At 46.6% G+C, this 19,320-nt stretch carries 14 protein-coding genes; 6 read left to right on the plus strand and 8 right to left on the minus strand.

The features are described from left to right. Positions 1–60: 60 nt before the first annotated feature. Complete coding sequence (locus SEDOR53_RS0112270) at positions 61–942, plus strand: SDR family oxidoreductase (RefSeq protein ID WP_026769987.1); 882 nt, start codon at positions 61–63, stop codon at positions 940–942. Here SEDOR53_RS0112270 and ctlX read toward each other — a convergent pair. Beyond that, complete coding sequence (gene ctlX, locus SEDOR53_RS0112275; protein ID WP_026769988.1) at positions 929–1,843, minus strand: citrulline utilization hydrolase CtlX; 915 nt, start codon at positions 1,841–1,843, stop codon at positions 929–931. The genes SEDOR53_RS0112270 and ctlX overlap by 14 nt on opposite strands. 4 nt (positions 1,844–1,847) lie before the next feature. Beyond that, positions 1,848–3,284, minus strand: coding sequence for an arginine deiminase family protein (locus SEDOR53_RS0112280; protein ID WP_026769989.1), 1,437 nt, complete (start codon positions 3,282–3,284; stop codon positions 1,848–1,850). Positions 3,285–3,500: 216 nt separating this feature from the next. Here SEDOR53_RS0112280 and hutI point away from each other — a divergent pair, with 216 nt between their 5' ends. Together hutI and SEDOR53_RS0112295 are read left to right on the plus strand one after the other, a co-directional pair. Then, positions 3,501–4,745 carry an imidazolonepropionase gene (hutI, locus tag SEDOR53_RS0112290; RefSeq protein ID WP_026769990.1) on the plus strand — a complete coding sequence of 415 codons (1,245 nt, stop codon included), beginning with the start codon at positions 3,501–3,503 and terminating at the stop codon, positions 4,743–4,745. Between the two features lie 56 nt (positions 4,746–4,801). Beyond that, complete coding sequence (locus SEDOR53_RS0112295) at positions 4,802–5,848, plus strand: formimidoylglutamase (RefSeq protein WP_026769991.1); 1,047 nt, start codon at positions 4,802–4,804, stop codon at positions 5,846–5,848. Here the strand turns inward: SEDOR53_RS0112295 and SEDOR53_RS0112300 are convergent. From SEDOR53_RS0112300 to SEDOR53_RS0112310, 3 genes are all read right to left on the minus strand, one after another. Then, positions 5,845–6,405 (minus strand): UbiX family flavin prenyltransferase, encoded by a 561-nt coding sequence (locus tag SEDOR53_RS0112300; RefSeq protein WP_026769992.1) that lies wholly within the window; start codon positions 6,403–6,405, stop codon positions 5,845–5,847. The genes SEDOR53_RS0112295 and SEDOR53_RS0112300 overlap by 4 nt on opposite strands. Positions 6,406–6,461: 56 nt before the next feature. Beyond that, complete coding sequence (gene glgP / locus SEDOR53_RS0112305; protein ID WP_026769993.1) at positions 6,462–8,114, minus strand: alpha-glucan family phosphorylase; 1,653 nt, start codon at positions 8,112–8,114, stop codon at positions 6,462–6,464. A gap of 113 nt (positions 8,115–8,227) precedes the next feature. Further along, a complete protein-coding gene (locus tag SEDOR53_RS0112310; protein ID WP_037361208.1) occupies positions 8,228–9,178 on the minus strand; it encodes a hypothetical protein in 951 nt (316 codons plus the stop codon). A gap of 136 nt (positions 9,179–9,314) precedes the next feature. Here SEDOR53_RS0112310 and SEDOR53_RS0112315 point away from each other — a divergent pair, with 136 nt between their 5' ends. The 3 genes from SEDOR53_RS0112315 (at position 9,315) to SEDOR53_RS0112325 (ending at position 15,559) form a co-directional block, all read left to right on the plus strand. Beyond that, complete coding sequence (locus SEDOR53_RS0112315; protein ID WP_026769995.1) at positions 9,315–11,198, plus strand: Nramp family divalent metal transporter; 1,884 nt, start codon at positions 9,315–9,317, stop codon at positions 11,196–11,198. Positions 11,199–11,263: 65 nt separating this feature from the next. After that, positions 11,264–12,496, plus strand: coding sequence for an NADP-dependent isocitrate dehydrogenase (locus SEDOR53_RS0112320; RefSeq protein ID WP_026769996.1), 1,233 nt, complete (start codon positions 11,264–11,266; stop codon positions 12,494–12,496). Positions 12,497–12,634: 138 nt separating this feature from the next. Beyond that, positions 12,635–15,559 (plus strand): prolyl oligopeptidase family serine peptidase, encoded by a 2,925-nt coding sequence (locus SEDOR53_RS0112325; protein WP_026769997.1) that lies wholly within the window; start codon positions 12,635–12,637, stop codon positions 15,557–15,559. A 3-nt stretch (positions 15,560–15,562) separates the two neighbouring features. On the opposite strand, the gene SEDOR53_RS0112330 is transcribed toward SEDOR53_RS0112325, so the two are convergent. The 3 genes from SEDOR53_RS0112330 to SEDOR53_RS0112340 all read right to left on the minus strand — a co-directional run bounded on the left by SEDOR53_RS0112330 (position 15,563) and on the right by SEDOR53_RS0112340 (position 19,314). Beyond that, the gene (locus SEDOR53_RS0112330; RefSeq protein ID WP_026769998.1) at positions 15,563–16,279 is read right to left on the minus strand and encodes a hypothetical protein; all 717 of its coding nucleotides are present in this window, start codon (positions 16,277–16,279) and stop codon (positions 15,563–15,565) included. A 183-nt stretch (positions 16,280–16,462) separates the two neighbouring features. Continuing rightward, entirely contained in the window at positions 16,463–17,890 is a 1,428-nt protein-coding gene (locus SEDOR53_RS0112335) for a dihydrolipoamide acetyltransferase family protein (protein WP_026769999.1), read from the minus strand. Between the two features lie 167 nt (positions 17,891–18,057). After that, positions 18,058–19,314, minus strand: coding sequence for a competence/damage-inducible protein A (locus SEDOR53_RS0112340; RefSeq protein WP_026770000.1), 1,257 nt, complete (start codon positions 19,312–19,314; stop codon positions 18,058–18,060). Between the last annotated feature and the right edge of the window lie 6 nt (positions 19,315–19,320).

A 19,320-nucleotide genomic window follows, 5' to 3' on the forward strand; every position in this document is an offset into this window, starting at 1 on the left:
GCATTTGATAGTAAATGCCAAGTTCGGATAGTGAATTGCATATTTCGTTAATCTTGTAAAATGAAAATAATCATAACGGGTTCTAACGGATTTTTAGGTCGGCATTTGTCGCTATCTCTTGCTGGAAAAGGATTTGAAGTGTATGCACTCTCGCGGGGGGAGAGCAGGTTTCCACTCGTGAAAAATATTTGTTACCATTCACTGGAACTAACGGATGTTCGTAAAGTAAAGCAGATAATTGACGATTTGATGCCCCATGCCATCGTACACACTGCTGCGTTGAGCAAACCCGATGAATGCAATGCAGATCCTGAAAAATGCCTTGCATGCAATGTAGAAGCTACCCGTTACCTGGCCGATGCAGCCAAAAATACAAATTCGCATTTTATATATATGTCTACGGACTTCATTTTTGGGGAAGACGGCCCCCACAGTGAAGACGATGAACCCGGCCCGCTGAATTTCTATGGAGAAAGCAAATTGCGGGCAGAACAACTGCTGCAACAAAGTGTATTGGATCACTGCATTGTGCGGCCGGTCTTCATTTATGGCAAATGTCTCGAAGGTATGCGCCCCAGTTTTTTACACTGGGTGAAGAACAACCTGGAACAAGGCAGGGCTATTAAGGTAGTAACCGATCAACAACGTACCCCGACTTATGTGGGCGATCTCTGCGCGGGTATTACACAGATCATAGAACATCGTACAAGAGGTGTGTACCACCTGGCCGGTAAGAATATTGTATCGCCTTATGAGATGGCGCTTGCTGTGGCAAAGACATTGGGGCTCAACAGTGCATTGATTGAACCTGTTACTTCCGATACTTTTCCTGAGCCGGTGCGCAGGGCCAAACGCTCGGGATTGAAGATCGGCAAAGCTATCCGCGACCTGGGTTATGCGCCGGTTGATTTCGAAGAAGGCGTAAAGCTCAGCTTTTTGTAGGAAGAAAAACTTCGGCCATCATACAACGGGCGCTGCCACCGCCATTGGTTTCAATGGTAGTAATATCGGCATGCAGGATGGGATTGAACGATTCCAGTTTTTGTAGTTGTTCTTTTGTTAAACTATGAAATGCCTGTGACGACATCACCAGGAAATGCTGACCGTACTTGTTGTGCACCTGTAGCATATTCCCCGCAAAACGATTCATCTGTTCAAAGCTGATGTCGATGATCTCTTTGCCGCTGCTTTGCAAAGCTTGCACTACTTGTTGCTTTTCTGTTTTGCTGGCAATACTTTCCAAACAGATCACTGCATAAACATCCGCCACACACATCATCACATTGGTATGATAGATGGCAATGCCTTTGGCATCGGTTGCGGTAAAACGAACGGCCCTGTATCCGAAACGTTTGCACCAGTCGTCCAGCACAATGGCATTCGTGCGGGGCGAAAGGCAGGCATAAGCAATGGCATGATCCCGGTCGAGCACCATGCTGCCGGTACCTTCTAAAAAAAGCCCGTTGTTCTCATAACCCGTGAGATCTATCATACCCGCTACCTTGAATTGCTCGTTGATGCGGTCGAGTACTTGTTGTTTTCTTTCCTGCCTGCGGTTCACAGCAAACATGGGGTAGAGGCAGATGGTGCCGTTGCTGTGAAAAGAGATCCAGTTATTGGGAAAAACAGAATCGGGCGTATGCGGTTCGGGTGTGTCATGCACAATAGTCAGTTCAATACCATTGTCCAGCAACAGGTTGGTAAAATGGTCGAACTCTGCAGCCGCTTTTTCCTGTAATGTTTCGTCGTTCGACTGTACCTGGAAACTATTGTTCACAGCTGTTTCGGTATTGAAATCGAAACACACCGGTTTGATCATGAGTATATGTGAACTGTGTTGCATGGTATTATTGTAAAGGTTCACGCCACAAAGGCAAACTCATACAATGAAATCCACCCCTGGCCCTGGAAAGCTCCGCCGATGGCATCAGTATGAGTGTATTGGATATTTCGTCAATGATCACTTTACCTGCATCCAATTGCTGCAACAATTCTTTTGCATAAACGATCCTGAAACCGGCATTGCGAAAGGCTTCAGTAGTTTTGTCATTCCGGTCGTATCCCAATACCACGCCTTCTTTCAAGGCCAGCAGGTTGCAGGAATCTGTCCATTGTTCCCTGGCATTATAAGGGAACTCATTATTTCCCGAGAAAATAAACTGTACCTCTCCTTCACAATGCAGGTCATTTTTGCTCACATCGGTCAGCAGGTCTTCCAGGCTTTCAAATGTAATGGGGTGATGAGGTTGTTTTTTATGGAATTGCAGGATCTTGATCTTTTCTTCTTTCTTAATCTCCAGCACGCGTTCAATGGCATTGGCATCTTCCTGCCGGATGGCTTTGCGTGAAAAATTACCCAGCATCACCCATACATCCCGCTTTACTTGCGTGAACACCGTATCGATGTGCATGTAATCTCTTTTCTTAGGGATTTTGATAATGGTCACTTTCTCTACAATGTTTTTCTCGAAGAGTATATTGGTGATCCTGGCTGCCGCTTCTGAACTGGTCCTTTCACTCACGCCTACCAATACATGGTTATCGCTTACTACCATGATGTCACCGCCTTCCAGCGTCATTTTGCGATCATCATCGTCTTTTGGTAACAGGAAGCCATGGTGCGAGTCGGTCAGCTCGATGATGTTATGCTTCCATTTTTCAAAGAAAGGGTGATGGAAGAAAATATACTTGGCCAGTAATGCTTCGCGTGTGCGTGCTTTCTTGGCTGGTTTGTTGAGCAAGAGGTGGTCTTTGATGGTAATGCCAATATCCCTGGTGAAAATGAAATTGGGAATGGGGGCAAACAGCAGGTGCTTGTCAGTTGAAGAGCCGGTGATAAATGTTTTGGCCAGGTCGTTGGGTGTATAGTTCAGCAGCTCCTGTTGCACACGGTATGTGCATCCTTCTATGGCACAAACAGAAGCCACCAGTTTTACCCTAATCTCGTGGCTGTCCAGTATGCTTGCCAATAACCATTCCAGTTCTATCACTTTATCTGATTGAAAAAAAGAAGGGTGGCACGGTTTGTAAAAACTTCTGTCGGAAGCAGGATCGTCAATTGCACTGAGTTTCCCATTGATCTTTTCAGGATCGAGGAAGTAGAGTAATAATTTGGTGTAATAATCGTATTCGTCTTTGCGAATGGTGTCGAGGTGAACGATGTCTTCAAATAACCAGTCCTGCGCTTTCGATGGTACTACTTTTCCCAGTCCGCTATCCGGACTGTGAACCAATAAACGTTTCAGGGTACCGATTTCCGAGGTAACCGATAATAGTTGATCCATAAAATGTTGGGTTGATGAAAAAATTAAGTTTTCCGTTGTTACACAGATGAACTTAATGATCGGGCATGGGATTGAGGCCGCGATACATCCAGGCAAAATGCGCTGTCAAAAAAACAAAACTGCTGCAGGTATGCATATATGCAATGTACAACATTCTTTTGAACCATGTATCTGCACAAGATTGTTTAACAAGTGGAAAGGGGGTATATTGTGTACATGCTCAGGTTGATTACCCACATTAAATGCCTGGTTGGTACAAGAAATACCAGTACTGTTTTGAGAGGCGCGGCACTAGGAGAACTGCCTTGTTTGGAAGATGCTTTTTTGTTGCTGGATGATGAAAGGATCGCAGCGTATGGTCTCATGAAAGACATTGATAAGCAGGAACTTTCGAATGCAACCGTGATTGATGCCAGGGGCGCTTTTGTTTTACCTACCTGGTGCGACAGCCATACCCACCTGGTTTTTGCAGCCAGCAGGGAGGAGGAGTTTGTAGACAAGATCAGGGGAATGAGCTATGAAGCCATCGCCGCCAAAGGCGGTGGTATTCTTAACTCTGCCCGCAAGCTGCAGGAAATGCCCGAAGAGCAGCTTTTCGAACAATCGCTGCAACGTTTATATGAACTGATCCGCTTGGGTACAGGTGCCATTGAGATTAAAAGCGGGTATGGTTTATCGGTGGAAGGAGAGTTGAAAATGCTGCGGGTGATTAAAAAACTGAAGACCGTTTCACCCATACCCGTTAAAGCCACATTTTTAGGGGCACATACTTATCCGCTGGTTTATCGTAATGATCACCAGGGATACATCGATCTCCTGATTCATGAGATGTTACCTGAGATACCAAAAGAAAAACTGGCCGACTACATCGATGTTTTTTGTGAAGAAGGATTCTTTTCACCGGCTGAAACCATCACCATCTGCAAAGCAGGTATGATGGCAGGATTGAAACCCAAAATACACGCCAACCAATTGCATCTTTCGGGCGGTGTACAAGTGGGCGTACAATTGGGTGCCTTATCGGTAGATCATCTCGAAACCATGGATGCCGATGCCATTAAAACGCTCGCTGCGTCCAATACCATCGGTACATTGTTGCCTACTGCCGCCTTTTTTTTGCGCATGCCTTTTCAACCAGCGAGGCAATTGATAGATGCAGGCTGTGCCATAGCGCTGGCGTCTGACTACAATCCCGGCTCGAGCCCAAGCGGCAATATGAACCTGGTGGTATCCATGAGCTGTATACAAATGAAACTATCACCCGAAGAAGCCATCAATGCCGCCACGATAAACGGCGCTTATGCTATGGAATTGGGCGATCAACTGGGTAGTATCACAGTAGGTAAAAAAGCCAACCTCATTTTTACAAAACCCATTCCTTCGCTGGCTTATTTGCCTTATGCGTTCGGGTCGAACCTGGTAGACAGGGTGATGATCAACGGAGAATGGATAGAAAAGTGATTTTATGTTTTCAGGTGAATACGTTAACTTAACCGGAAAGGAAACCTGTTAATACGATGAAGCATTTTAAATTCTACAACAAGCAGGATGTTTTGTCTCTCACAAAAATCCGCCGTTATGAAACCAAGCTCGGAGAGCGGGTGCAGGTATCGGCCGGCCCCCATTTACTCGAAACAACATTGCAACAGTCTACTGCGCCATTTGTTTTGTTTGGTATACCCGAAGATATCGGGGTAAAAGCCAATATGGGCATTGGGGGAGCTGATTCGGTTTGGGTGCCCTTTTTGCAGTCGTTCCTGAATATACAGAGCAATGATTTCCTCGAAGGCAGTAATATTTTACTGTTGGGACATTTTGATTTCTCAGACATCGAATCACTGATAGAACAAAATGCCCATGATTTCGACGAGAAGCTGGAAGCCCACCGGCATGCTGTTAACATGATCGATGATGAAGTGGAGCAGTTGGTGCATATGATTACGCAGAATAAAAAGATACCGGTTGTCATTGGTGGTGGGCATAATAATGCTTATCCCTGCATCAAAGGCGCTGCCAAAGGATTTCATAAAGCAGGTATCCTGCCCATTGCACAGATCAATGCCATTAACCTCGATGCCCACACCGATTTCAGGCCCATGGAAGGCCGGCATAGCGGTAACGGTTTTACTTATGCAGAGGCCGATGGTTACCTGGAAAAATATTGTGTGGTGGGCATACATGAAAACTACCTGCCTCAAAATGTGTGGATGGATATTGTGAACAATCCCTTTGTTGATTGTATTACTTATGAAGACATATTCGTGCACGAAAAAAGAACTTTCCTGCAAGCCATTGGCCATGCAACGGGCTTTACAGAAGATAGTTTGTGTGGAATAGAAATAGACCTCGATTCTGTTGCAAATGTGTTGAGCAGCGCTTCCAGTCCGGCCGGTATCAGCATTCAGCATGCCCGACAGTATATCAATTTTACGGCAGCAGATAGCAAAGTGGCGTATCTGCATATTTGCGAAGGCGCTGCACAGTTGTCTAACGGAAGAACCAGCACCGATACAGGGAAGCTGATCAGTTATCTGGTGAGCGATTTTCTGAAAGCCAAGAGTTAAGCGCTCCCCCAGCGAAAGCTGTTAATTTCAAATCCTGCTAAATCGAGCATTCGGTCTACTACAGTAGATGCAGCTGCCTCAATGGTAACAGGTTTACTGTAAAAAGAAGGACTGGCAGGACAAATAATGCCCCCTGCCAGTGTTATTGTTTCCATGTTCCGGATATGAATAAGGTTGTAAGGCGTTTCGCGCACCAGTAAAATGAGCCTGCGTCTTTCTTTCAGCATCACATCGGCGCTACGGGTAACCAGATCGTCACTTACACCACTTGCTATTCTGCCCAGCGTGCCCATACTACAGGGCGCTACCATCATAATATTGTAATGCGCCGATCCCGAAGCAAAAGGCGCTTTGAAATCATGTTTATCAAAAAAACGGAAAGGGTATTTGCGATAATCATCATTGCCTAATTCTGTCTGCCATACCTCTTCTGCATTTTTGCTCATCACAATACCCACTTCAGCATATTGTGTTTTCAGTAATAACAACTTATCCAGTAACAGCTTTGCATAAATGGCTCCACTGGCTCCGGTAATGGCTATGGCAACTTTATTCATCCGCCAAAGATAGAATTATAGTTGAGAGTTGTTAGTTGCTAGAATTAATCTAACATCTATTTATACATGATCTCGTAGTACTCATGCGCCATCCTGTTGCTGTCGAACTGGAAACGCACATCACGCATACCGTTTTTCATGATCTGCCTCCAGGTATCGAAATTATCGTAGTAGATGGGCAGTATCTGTTGTTCCAGGATTTCATACATCTTATGCAGGTCGTATTCGTCCTGGTCATGTACGGTCATGTTGCCATAATCGGCCTTGGGTACGACGAAACCATTGTTGCCATGGTTCACGAATTCAGGTATCCAGCCATCATCGGTAGAAAAGTTCACGGCTCCGTTCATAGCGGCCGTCATACCACTGGTACCCGATGCTTCGCGGGGTACACGCGGGTTGTTCAGCCATACGTCGGCCGACTGCTTCAATCGCTTGCTCAAACCCAGTTCATAACCGATCAATACCGCTACGTTTTTGTAATTCTTGCTCAGGTGTACCAGGTTGTTGAACTGCGAAATGGCCGGGTAATCAACAGGGTACGGTTTACCTGCCCAGATGATCTGTACAGGGTATTTCGGATTATTCAGCAATGCCTCAAAACGCTCCATATCGTAGGTGAGCATATCGGCACGCTTGTAACCGGCAAAACGCCTGGCCCATACAATGGTGAGAACATTCGGATCAAAAACCTTCCCGGTTTGATCAGCAACGATCTCAAAAGCCCTTTTCTTCAGGTATTTTTTGCGGTCATCGAACCCAAGATCATTGCCTTCTTCCTGGAAACGATACAATTGTTTATCGGCCCAGTAACGCCAGTTCTGCGCGTTGGTGATGGAGGCGATCGGACAAATGCCTTCATAGTTCTTCCACATTTCACGGCTCACGTGACCGTGCAAAGCAGATACGCCGTTGGCTTTACGGGCAAAGCGAAGCGCCGCCAGTGAATGGTTGAACTGGTCGTCTTTGATGCCAGTGAGCTTGCGCACCTCATCGATGCTGAGTCCGCAGAAATAACTCATTTTATGACAGAGATAAATATCATGCTTCTCATTGCCGGCTTCTTCGGGTGTATGGGTAGTGAATACCAGGTGCTCTTTCACTTTCTCTACGCTCTTGAATTTGTTGAGCAGGTAAAAAGCGGAAGAAATGCCGTGTGCTTCGTTCAGGTGATACACATCGGGGTTGAAACCGAGCTCGTCTATCAGCTTCGCGCCACCCACGCCCAAGAGGATGAACTGGGCCACTTTAGTGGCCACGTTGGCATCATATAAGCGGTGGGTAATGGTTTGCGATACATAATCGTTCTCCGGCAAGTCGGTGCTCAGCAGGAACAGGGGTGCACTGCAAAAAGTTTCCGGATGCAGGTAATAGGCTTTCACCCATACCGGATGATCATGTATCGATATCTGGAATTTAATGCCGGTATCTTCCAGGAAACTGTAGAGCTTTTCCATAAAAGTCACCTGCAGGGTCTGGTCCTGGTTACGTGCCTGGTCGTAATAACCGTATTTCCATAAAATGCCCACGCCGATAAGGTTCTGCCGCAATTCATAGGCGCTGCGCAGATGCGATCCGGCCAGGAAACCCAGGCCGCCGCTGTATATTTTCAAGGGTTGATGAACAGCAAATTCCATAGAAAAATAAGCCGCTTTCTTGCTGTACTGTTCACTGATCTGATAGGGAACCTGGAAATTTCTGAAGTTCATGAGTGCTTGCTTTGGTACAATTTAGTTGCGCAATATAGGTTTTTTCAATCAACATGTATTTTATACACATTAATCTGTGGGAAAGATGTTTAAGATTGATAGAATCGTTTGGGTTATCCCTGCTTACGGGCAGTTTTGGATTCCCTTTTCTTACGGAAGGAATCATCGAAGAAACATTTGATACCGCGATGGTTGCCGCAACTACCTTTTTCCTTGATCCTTAATGTATTGCCTTCAAAGTTGAAATCGATCACACAGGGGTCGCCACTCGCTGAAAACTGTGCCGTATTGGGTGTATGAATGACCAACTGACCTTTCAGTTCACCGGTGCAACTGCCACCATCTTTTTCAAAATGAATGAAGAAGACATAGTGGCTGGGATCTTTTCCGTCACGCAACGATACAAAATTCTTTTTATCCTGCACATAGTCGCCGCTGAGCTTGTTTTTACGGGATAATGTATCAATGGGGTTGATGATAGCCGATTTCCGCGGTTCTTCATTGGAATCATGTATTGCTACCATGAACAATCCCGCATTGTTGAACACCCAGCCGGTGCGTGAAAACAACAAGGTATTGTCTTTCCCCATCCTTTCTTTGCTGACGATGAAAGTGGGCTCGCGGTTCACAGAAACAGAATGCGTATATCCATCATCCCTGGCATTGGATAACAGTTCTTTGGCACCCAGGAATTTGGTCTTCTTATCGGTCACGATCACTCCCAGGGTTATCTTGTTCCGTTTAACGAAATTGAGCAGGAGATAATTTTCCTTGTCCTTTTCGATCAATCCAACAGGGTGTATCTGCAAGCGCTTCGTGTCTTTCCCCGTCAGTATATCAAGCGCACTGTCGGGCACAAACTGCTCCAGCGCCTTGTAGCCGATGGTAAGGGTATCTGCTTTTTTGCCTACATTGGTATCCGTCACACTGAATACCGTTGTGATCTTCGGAAACGCTCCGATAAAATCGGAAGCTTTGAGCGGCGCATCACCTGAGAAGTCGGTCTTTTTCTCTTTGCAGGATAAAATGCCCAATAGTAAAAAGCAAGCGATCCATTTTTTCATTCAGATATTGTTTGTGTAATAATTGCTTTGCCCGGTTTTATGCCATAAATGTAAGCGTTTCGCGTGAAGTGACTAAGCGGACAGTGTTATCGATAAAATAATTTAGATTTGTCTAAATGTTTAATTTAGACTCATAATGAACAGGGTGCAGGCAGACCAGTCGCTGAGTGAAGTGCATGAATCGGTAGATACTACCACCCCGCGCAAAGGGTGGAAGCGCATATTGGCTTATATAGGGCCTGCTTACCTGGTAAGTGTGGGTTATATGGATCCCGGTAACTGGGCTACTGATTTGCAGGGAGGTTCCCGCTTTGGTTACCAGCTGATTTGGGTATTGCTGATGAGCAACCTGATGGCTTTGCTCCTGCAGGGCCTCAGCGCCAGGCTGGGCATCGTTCGCCGTCGCGACCTGGCACAGGCCAACCGCGAGACTTATCCTCCATTGGTCAACTTCTGCCTGTATATCCTGGCTGAACTGGCCATTGCCGCTACCGACCTGGCCGAAGTGCTGGGCATGGCCATTGGTATCAACCTCCTCACAGGCTTGCCATTGATATGGGGTACCGTTATTACCCTGCTCGACACTTTTCTTTTTCTTTTGTTGCAGCGTTACGGCATTCGTAAAATGGAAGCCTTCATCATTGCATTGGTAGCTACAATCGGGTGTTCTTTTTTGGTGGAATTGTTTCTTGCCAAACCTCACCTGGGAGAAGTAGTAAACGGTCTTGTGCCTTCTGTACTCGACAACGGTGCACTCTATATTTCAGTAGGTATCATTGGCGCCACGGTGATGCCGCATAACCTGTACCTGCATTCGGCACTGGTACAGACAAGAAAGATCAGTGATGATAAGCCGGGGATCTGGCGGGCCATCAGGTACAACCTGATCGACAGTTTTATTGCATTGAACAGCGCTTTTTTTGTGAACACAGCTATCATGGTGCTGGCAGCAGCTGTTTTTTTCAAGACCGGCAATACGCAGGTGGCACGAATTGAAGATGCCCATCGCCTGTTGCAACCCTTATTGGGAACGAGGCTGGCGCCGGTGTTGTTTGCGGTGGCTTTGATCGCAGCGGGACAAAGCTCAACTGTTACCGGTACTTTGGCGGGCCAGATTGTGATGGAAGGATACCTGCGCCTGCGGCTGAATCCCTGGCTCAGGAGACTGCTTACCCGTCTCATTGCCATCATACCCGCGGTAGCAGTGATATTGATTTATGGTGAAGGAAAGGTAGACGACCTGTTGGTATTGAGCCAGGTGATACTGAGTCTGCAACTGGGCTTTGCCGTGATCCCGCTGATCCATTTCGTGAGTGATAAAGAAACGATGGGAGAGTTTGCCATTTCCTGGCGCATCAAGGTACTGGCCTGGCTGGTAGCGTTGATCCTGGTGATCCTTAACGTAAAACTCGTTGCTGAAGAAACAACGCAATTGTTTCATTCGGACGGATTGTGGATATGGAAGATACTGTTGACACTGGCGATACCCGGGTTTACATGGTTGTTCCTCATCATGACTTTCCAGCCACTGGTGCGTAAATACAAAGCCCGCCGCCAGATTCCTCCCATGCACGGCGATGTAGTAAACCTGCGCAACCTGTTAGTAAAACCCACAGAACGGATCGCTGTATCGCTTGATTTTTCCATTGCCGATGAAAAGCTCATCGCCCATGCGGTAACCCAGGGCAAAAAATCGGTCCACTATATTTTATTGCACGTGGTAGAAAGTGTGTCGGCCAGCTACCTGGGGTCGGCCAGCGATGACGACGAGACCCGCCGCGACCGCAACCGGCTGGAGGCCTATGCCCACCAGTTGCGCGACATGGGTTACCAGGTAGAGACCGCATTGGGCTACCGGAGCCGGGTGAATGAGATCATCCGGATCGTGAAGGATTCGAAGGCCGATCTGCTGGTGATGGGCGCCCACAGGCACAGCGGTCTCAAGGATTATCTCTTTGGGGAAACCATTGAAGACGTAAGGCACGCGCTGCCCATACCGGTATTAATCGTGAATGTTTAGCCAAATTTTGAAACTTCATTTGATGTACATTTGCTCCGTTTTACAATCAATAAAAGCAATCGTTCATGCCACAAAAAATCAAAGTAGCTAATCCGGTCGTGGAACTGGATGGAGATGAGATGACAAGGATCATCTGGAAATTCATCAAAGAAAAACTGATACTTCCCTATATTGAAGTTGATATCAAATACTATGACCTTGGCGTGGAATACCGTGATGAGACAAACGACCAGGTAACGATAGATGCGGCCAATGCCATCAGGCAATATGGTGTTGGTATCAAATGTGCTACCATCACACCCGATGAAGCCCGTGTGAAAGAATTCAACCTGAAACAAATGTGGAAGAGCCCGAACGGAACCATCCGTAACATCCTCGATGGCACCGTTTTCCGTGAGCCCATCGTTTGTTCCAATGTGCCCAGGCTGGTACCTAACTGGACTGCCCCCATCTGTATCGGCCGTCACGCTTTCGGCGACCAGTACCGCGCCACCGATTTCGTAACCAAAGGAAAAGGCAAGCTCACCGTTAAATTCGAAGGAGAAGACGGAACCGTTCAGGAATTCGAAGTGTACAATTTCAAAGGCGATGGCGTAGCCCTCACCATGTACAATACCGATGAAAGCATCCAGGGATTTGCACGCGCCTGCTTCAACCAGGCCCTCATGAAAAAATGGCCCCTCTATCTTTCTACCAAGAACACCATCCTTAAAAAATACGACGGTCGTTTCAAAGATATTTTTGAAGACATTTACCAGAAAGAATTCAAAGCTGCTTTCGATGCAGCCGGTATCACTTACGAACACCGCCTGATCGATGACATGGTGGCGAGCGCACTGAAATGGCATGGCAATTTCGTATGGGCTTGTAAGAACTACGATGGCGATGTGCAAAGTGATACTGTTGCACAAGGTTTCGGTTCACTGGGACTGATGACTTCTACACTGGTAACACCCGATGGTAAAGTGATGGAAGCCGAAGCTGCACACGGTACCGTAACACGTCACTACCGCGAATACCAGAAAGGGAAGCCTACTTCTACCAACCCCATCGCTTCCATCTTTGCATGGACACGCGGACTGGAATTCCGTGGTAAGCTGGATGGTAACCAGGAACTGATCGATTTCTGTCAGGCACTGGAGCAGGTATGCGTAGAAACAGTGGAAAGTGGTAAGATGACCAAAGACCTCGCTGTATGTATCCATGGCAATAAAGTGAACCATGGCGAACATTACCTGTACACCGAGGAATTCCTCGATGCGCTGGACCAGAACCTGAAAGCCAAACTGGGCAAATAAAATTCCCGGATATAATAAAACAAAGAGCATCTCTTCGGGGATGCTCTTTGCATTCACCCACTCATCACATTTCCAAAGTGCATAAAGTTGTGGTGCAGATTGTTTGAGTATCTTCGGAGGCTTTCAACCCCCGACTACATGAAAAAACGACTGCTGTCTATTGCCTGTCTTTGTGCTGTAACCGTTTATGCACAGAAAAAGCCATTAGATCATACGGTGTATGATCAATGGCAATCCATCACCGAGAGAACCATTAGCAACGATGGGAAATACGTAGCTTATACCATCAACCCGCAGGAAGGCGATGGCGTGCTGGTGATCCAGGCTGTGAATGGTGCTTATAAGCAGGAAATAGCCCGGGGATACAGTGCAGTTGTTTCGAATGATAATCGCTTTGTGATCTGTCGCATTAAACCTCCATTCAAAGACACCCGCGACGCACGCATTAAAAAGAAGAAGCCCGAAGACATGCCTAAGGATAGCCTTGGCATCATAGACCTGGTTACCGGTCGCGTTACGAAGACGGCCAGGGTGAAGAGTTTCAAAATGCCTGATGAAATAGGCACATGGTTGGCCTACTTGCTGGAGAAAGTATTGCCGGAGACGAACAGACTTTTGCCAGTTGATTCATTGACTCGTATCAACAATATGCTTACTATGGCCGACAGCCTGGCTCATGCGGCAGATAGCCTGCGCAACAAAGCCAATGCGGCCAAAGAAAAAGGAATGGGCGAGTTACAGGTAAAAGCCCCGCGTAATACAGCGGCAACTAAAGTACCGGATGAACCCATCGAAGAGGGTACCGACCTGATCCTCACCAACCTGGCTACCGGGGAAACACGCACATTCCACCAGGTAAGTGAATATTTTTTTAACAAGAAAGGCAATGCACTGGTGTTGGAAACCACCCGGAAAAATAATGACCCCTCACAGAAAGCATCTATTACATACTTCAACCTCGATCAGCGCACACAACATACCATTCTTGTTGGTTTCAATGATGCCAAAGGGTATCAGTTCGATGAAACAGGCAATCAACTTGCCTTTGTAGCAGAGCGTGACAGCAGTAGTAAAGCCCTGCAGAAATTTTATCGGTTATATTATTACAAAACCGGCGCCGATAGTGCGATAGCAATGGCTGACAGGAAAACAAAAGGCATTCCTGCTAACTGGACGGTGAGTGAAAACAGTAATATCAGCTTCAGCAAAAACGGAGCACGGCTTTTCTTTGGAACTGCTCCCATATTGCCGGCAAAAGATACCAGCCTGCCCGAATTTGAAAGAGTGAATGTAGATATATGGCATTATAAAGATGATTATATCCAGCCGGTGCAATTGAAAAACCTCGACAACGAACTGAAGCGCAATTATCTCGCAAGGTTTGATCTGACTAATAAAGAAGTGATACAACTGGCTACCGATAAAATGCGCCAGGTGGTGTCAACAGGAGAAGGCGATGGCCAATGGTTCTACGGAACGGCAGATAATGGGAAACGCATTGCCACACAATGGCAAGGTTTTAGTTTGAACGATGTATATCGCATCAGTCCGGAGAGCGGTGCGGTTACGCTCATTAGGAAAGACCTGAAAGGAGCTGCATTGTATCCTTCGTATTCCGGTAAATACCTGCTTTTCTTCGATGAGCGCAAACAGCATTATTATGTGTACGGCGCTGTAAGCGGGCAACTCCATCCCGTTGCTGCTGATATCACTACCAAATTATACGACGAAGACAATGATGTGCCCGACGACCCCAATGCCTATGGAGTGGTAAAATGGATGGAGAACGGCCGGTATGTGTTGCTGTACGATCGATATGATATCTGGAAGGTAGACGCAGAAGGAAAAGAAAAATCGATTCGCCTGACCAATGGCCGGAAAGACAAAATACAATTGCGTTATGTGAATACGGACCCCGACGAACACTTTATCAAAGACTCGCAGCAACTGCTGCTGCGCCTTTATGATGAAAAAGATAAAAGCAGTGGTATTGCCCTGCTCAATCTGGCCAAACAGCAGGAACCAACAGTGCTGTTTAAGGAACCGAAGAACCTGGGCCTGGTTATCCAGAAAGCAAAAAACGCAGCGGTAATCAGTTACACCAAAGAATCATACACCGAATCGCCGAACCTTTATGTGCAATCTTTGCAGGCAACTACTGCGAACAGGTTATCCAACATCAACCGCCAACAGGCAGATTATAACTGGGGAACAGCCGAACTGTTCAAATGGAAAGCTTATACAGGAAAAGAAACAGAGGGGGTGTTGTATAAACCCGAAGGGTTTGATCCGCACAAGAAATATCCTATGATCGTATATTTCTATGAGCGGAACAACAACACACTGAACAATTATATTGCACCGGCGCCTACACCTTCACGATTGAATATCTCATTCTTTGTCAGCCGCGGTTATATTGTATTCGTGCCCGATATCTGGTACAAAGTAGGGTATCCCGGGCAAAGCGCTTACGATTATATTGTAAGCGGAACAAGGGCTGTGGTAAAACAGGGATTTGTTGACAGCACGCGCATCGGCTTGCAGGGACAAAGCTGGGGCGGATACCAGATCGTGTACCTGATTACCAAAACCAATTTATACGCAGCCGCCTGGGCCGGTGCGCCGGTAGCCAACATGACCAGTGCTTATGGTGGCATTCGCTGGGGAACAGGACTCAACAGGCAATTCCAGTATGAAAAAACACAGAGTCGTATTGGCGCTACTTTATGGGAGAAGCCCGAACGCTATTTACAGAATTCAGCGCTGTTCTCTTTGCCCAAAGTAACCACACCACTGGTGATCATGGCCAATGATGCCGATGATGCTGTACCCTGGTACCAGGGTATTGAAATGTACACGGGCATGCGACGTTTAGGTAAGAAAGTGTGGATGCTGAATTACAACAATGAAGCCCATAACCTCATCGAAAGAAAGAACCGCAAAGACATACAGGTACGCGAACAGCAATTTTTCGATTATCTCCTCAAAGGAGAAAAACCTGCTAAGTGGATCAGCGAAGGTGTTCCTGCAGTCATGAAAGGAAGGGATTGGGGATTCAACTAACCTTTATTCTTCAAGTGAAATAAACTTCACCAGGCTCCGTTTTGCAATAGGCAACAATGTCTCTTCCATTGGAATGGTGAGCGCAGTTTCTACCGAGTACACAGCAGGGTTGGGGAAGTCCGATCTGTTCCTGATCAATTGTGCTTTGATACTTTGGTAAGAGTTGACGAAGTTCCGCTGCCATACATCCACGAACTCGGTCTTGATGCTGCGGTATTTCTCATCATGCTTTTCAAAAATACTGAGCCGGTACTGGTACACCCAGGTATTCTTACAAGCTCCTTCACAAAGCATGAAATATCCTTCTGTATGATCCAGCGGCATAATACCGATGGGCTCGATGGTAAGGGTGCTTTCTACAAATTCATAAATCTGTGTGGCGCTGGTAATGGTACGTTTCATGTTGGAAGAAGCATAATTGATAATATCTTCCAGTTCCTGCATCAATTCATCGTCCTGTACCAGCGATTCATACAGTAGCTGTAATTTTTCGATCTGAATGCCGGTCAGCTTCTTGGGAAACTGCTCCTGCAGGTATTTCTTGTTTTCCCGGAAAGCTACCAGGTTATTAAAGTGGAAGATGAGGTCGGCCAGTTGCGGATAGAGCTTGTTCTGGTTGAAATAACTGTTGATCTCCTGTAAATAAGCCAGCAGCGTGTATTTTTTCAGCTCAAAATCGATGTACCCATCGGCAAACCAGGTTTGTGATAAGGTTTTCATATCCATTCATTTGGTTACTGAATTTACCAATAGGATGCATGAATACCTGAATTGTTTACTAACACTATGTGAAAATCAAACGGGTTTGCAATCTTTTGATATGAAGGGAGCTGTTAAGTGGTGAGTTGTTAGTTGTTAGAGTTGAGTGATATAACTCCTTTTCTAACAACTAGCATCTAACAACTATATATAATGGAACCATTGCTTATTGACATCCCATTTCTCAAACTCTTTAGCCACTTCTGTTAGGAAGCTGGCGCCAATGCTGCCATCTACAATGCGGTGGTCATAGCTGAGTGAGAGGTACATCATGTGCCTGATGCCAATAGTATCGCCATTGGGCGACTCAATAACCATAGGACGTTTTTTGATGGCGCCAACGGCCAGTATGGCTACCTGCGGCTGGTTGATAATAGGTGTGCCCATGAGACTGCCGAAAGTACCTACGTTGGTGAGTGTGAAAGTACCGCCATTGGTATCATCGGGCTTGAGCCGGTTATTGCGCGCCGCATCGGCCAGGTTATTTACGGCTTTACTCAATCCTACTACATTTAATTGATCGGCCCCTTTGATCACAGGTACGATCAGGTTGCCGCTGGGCAGTGCGGTAGCCATGCCAATATTGATATCTTTCTTGATGATGATCTTATCGCCTTCGAGCGAACAATTCACCAGCGGGAAACGTTTGATAACGTTTACAACGCACTCTATGAACATGGGAGTGAAAGTGAGTTTGGTACCTTCTCTTTGCTCGAAATCTTTCTTCACGCGCTCGCGCCACATTACCATATTGGTTACATCGGCTTCGGCAAAGCTGGTCACGTGCGGACTGGTATGCTTGCTGTCAACCATGTGTTTGGCAATCAGCCTGCGCATCCTGTCCATCTCCATGATCTCGGTACTGCCACTGAGTACTACCTGAGATGGGTCGGCCACCCTGCCGGAATAGCTAATAGCTACCGCTGGTACACTTGGAGCTGGTGTGATGGCAGTTTGTACAGGTACAGTGGTGGTTGTTTGCAGCGCTGTGTAAACAGGAATATGTCCTTCTTTTTTATGCTGTATGTATTGCAGGATATCTTTCTTGGTAACCCTTCCTTCGTTGCCGCTACCCTGTACACGTTCCAGTTCGCTCAGGCTGATGCCTTCACTGTTGGCAATATTCAACACCAGCGGGGAATAGAAACGGGCGCCGGAAGGTTTACTGGGTATTTCTACGGCATTGGGTACATAGGGTACTTCTTCGGCGGTCAGTTCCGCAACCGGTGCTTCCTGCTTCGCAGGTTGCTCTGTTGGCGCAGGCGCTATGGCTTCCTGGCGCTCGACTGTAGGTGCAAAAACAGGCTCATGGTTAGCAGGCGCTTCTGCAACACCGGTTTCAATTTTAGCAATAACAGTGCCGATGGGTACTACTTCATTCACCTGGAACAGCAATTCGGTAATAACCCCTTCAACGGTGGAAGGCACTTCACTGTCTACTTTATCGGTAGCAATCTCAAGTACCGTTTCATCCAACTGCACACGGTCACCCACCTGTTTATGCCATTTGAGAATGGTGGCTTCCATGATGCTTTCGCCCAGTTTGGGCATCACCAGTTCCGCTATTGCCATACTATCGTACTGTTTTTAATGGTCTAAAAAAAACGATCAAGTGTTAGTTTTGCGCAATGTTAAAACAAATCGGATAATCATTGGCCAAAACTTTTCCTGACTCGAAAAACAGGTATGCACAAGTGCTTATACCTCAACAAAAATAATGGTTCGGGTGCGATATTTAATCAACTCTTTTGCAGGATGAACTGGCGTAAAAGGTTCAGGGCATTGATAGCCGTTAATTCAATATTACGCATCCGGTCGAACCGGAAATGGAATTGCCGGGCAATGGTTTCAGAGTGGTCGCCCACAGCGATCCACACCATACCTACGGGTTTTTCCTTGCTGCCGCCATCAGGCCCCATGATGCCGCTCACGGCAATAGCATAATCAGTCTGCATTACCTGCAAAATACCCTGGACCATTTCACGAACAGTCTCTTCACTTACGGCTCCCTTGCTTTCGAGTGTAGCAGCCTTTACATCCAATACCCGTTGTTTGATGCTGTTATCATAACTCACCACACTTCCCATAAAATAAGCCGACGAACCGGCATGGGAGGTAAGCTTATGGGCAATATAACCGCCGGTGCAACTCTCGGCGGTGGTCAATGTTTTTCCCCTTTCTTTGAGGAGATGTCCCACCACCAATTCCAGTGGAATATCATCATCGATCACCAGGTAATCTTTTACTGCTGTAACCAATAAGTTAAAATGATGATCGATCTCTTTTTGCAATAGTTGTTGATCCTTGCCAAATGCCGTCAAGCGAAGCCGTACCATGCCATAATTGGGGAGATAAGCCAGTTTAATATGCGCTGGCAGTGCTTCTTCAATGTCTTTGATCATATCGGCCAGGGATGATTCGCCGATCCCTGCCGTAAGTAAAGTTCTGTGTTCAATATGGCCGGTTTGGTACCAGGAAGATAATTGTGGGATCACCTGGTGTTCCATGATCCATTTCATTTCCTGGGGTACGCCGGGCATGGAAATAAAGCGGGTATTTCCTTTTTTGAACAACATGCCGGGCGCTGTACCCAAAGCATTCCGCAACACCGTGCAAACATCGGGTACTTCTGCCTGTTTGCGGTTTCGCTCTGTGATTGGTCTTTTAAAAACGCGCTCGAACAAATCCTGTACATGCAATAAGGTGGGCTCATGCAGGATCATCCTGCCTCCAAAGTAATCACAGAGCAGCGGCTTGGTAATATCATCGGCAGTAGGGCCGAGTCCGCCTGTGATCAGCACCAGGGGCGCCTTTTCACTTTCTTCATCCAATGCTTTCCAGATATCATCCCGCACATCGCCAACCGCCACCCTGTTGCGAATCATGATCCCTGCTTTATTTAATTCCTGTGCTATCCAGGCACTGTTGGTATCCACAACCTGTCCTATCAGTAACTCATCGCCAATCGTAATAATTGAGGCAAAAACTTTTTCCATAAATTA

The organism is Asinibacterium sp. OR53 (assembly GCF_000515315.1).
In the GTDB taxonomy this organism is placed as follows: Bacteria; Bacteroidota; Bacteroidia; order Chitinophagales; family Chitinophagaceae; genus Sediminibacterium.